5 tRNA genes and 1 rRNA gene are annotated in these 667 nt (G+C 52.6%); all 6 read right to left on the bottom strand.

Annotated elements, in window-relative coordinates:
- Positions 1-64 precede the first annotated feature (64 nt).
- The 6 genes from C7Y47_RS24685 to rrf all read right to left on the bottom strand — a co-directional run bounded on the left by C7Y47_RS24685 (position 65) and on the right by rrf (position 665).
- Positions 65-139: transfer RNA gene (locus C7Y47_RS24685), tRNA-Met, on the bottom strand.
- A 25-nt stretch (positions 140-164) separates the two neighbouring features.
- Positions 165-240 (bottom strand) — tRNA-Val (locus C7Y47_RS24680).
- A 14-nt stretch (positions 241-254) separates the two neighbouring features.
- Positions 255-329 (bottom strand) — tRNA-Glu (locus C7Y47_RS24675).
- Between the two features lie 30 nt (positions 330-359).
- Positions 360-451, bottom strand: a tRNA-Ser gene (locus tag C7Y47_RS24670).
- Between the two features lie 5 nt (positions 452-456).
- Positions 457-533, bottom strand: a tRNA-Asn gene (locus tag C7Y47_RS24665).
- A 16-nt stretch (positions 534-549) separates the two neighbouring features.
- Positions 550-665 (bottom strand): 5S ribosomal RNA (gene rrf / locus C7Y47_RS24660).
- Between the last annotated feature and the right edge of the window lie 2 nt (positions 666-667).

Below are 667 nucleotides of genomic sequence, written 5' to 3'. Positions count from 1 at the left end.
GATCGAACCGGCGATCTCCTGCGTGACAGGCAGGCATGTTAACCGCTACACCACGGGACCATTTTGGTTGCGGGGGCCGGATTTGAACCAACGACCTTCGGGTTATGAGCCCGACGAGCTACCACTGCTCCACCCCGCGATAATAAGGTGATTTATTTAAATAATGGTGGAGGATGACGGGCTCGAACCGCCGACCCTCTGCTTGTAAGGCAGATGCTCTCCCAGCTGAGCTAATCCTCCATCTGGGTATTAAATGGTGACCCCTACGGGATTCGAACCCGTGTTACCGCCGTGAAAGGGCGGTGTCTTAACCACTTGACCAAGGGGCCATCGTTTGGGATGAAAAATCCTTAAAGTGCTGGCGGAGAGTAAGGGATTTGAACCCTTGAGACAGTGTTAACCGCCTACACGATTTCCAATCGTGCTCCTTCGGCCACTCGGACAACTCTCCAAGAATGGCTCCGAAGGCAGGACTCGAACCTGCGACAACCTGATTAACAGTCAGGTGCTACTACCAACTGAGCTACTTCGGAATAATTTTATCATATAGCCTAGCGACGTCCTACTCTCACAGGGGGAAGCCCCCAACTACCATCGGCGCTAAAGAGCTTAACTTCCGTGTTCGGTATGGGAACGGGTGTGACCTCTTTGCCATCATCACTAGACT

It is taken from the genome of Lysinibacillus sphaericus, from assembly GCF_006864135.1.
In the GTDB taxonomy this organism is placed as follows: domain Bacteria; phylum Bacillota; class Bacilli; order Bacillales_A; family Planococcaceae; genus Lysinibacillus.
This window is presented reverse-complemented; position numbering and strand designations above follow the sequence as displayed.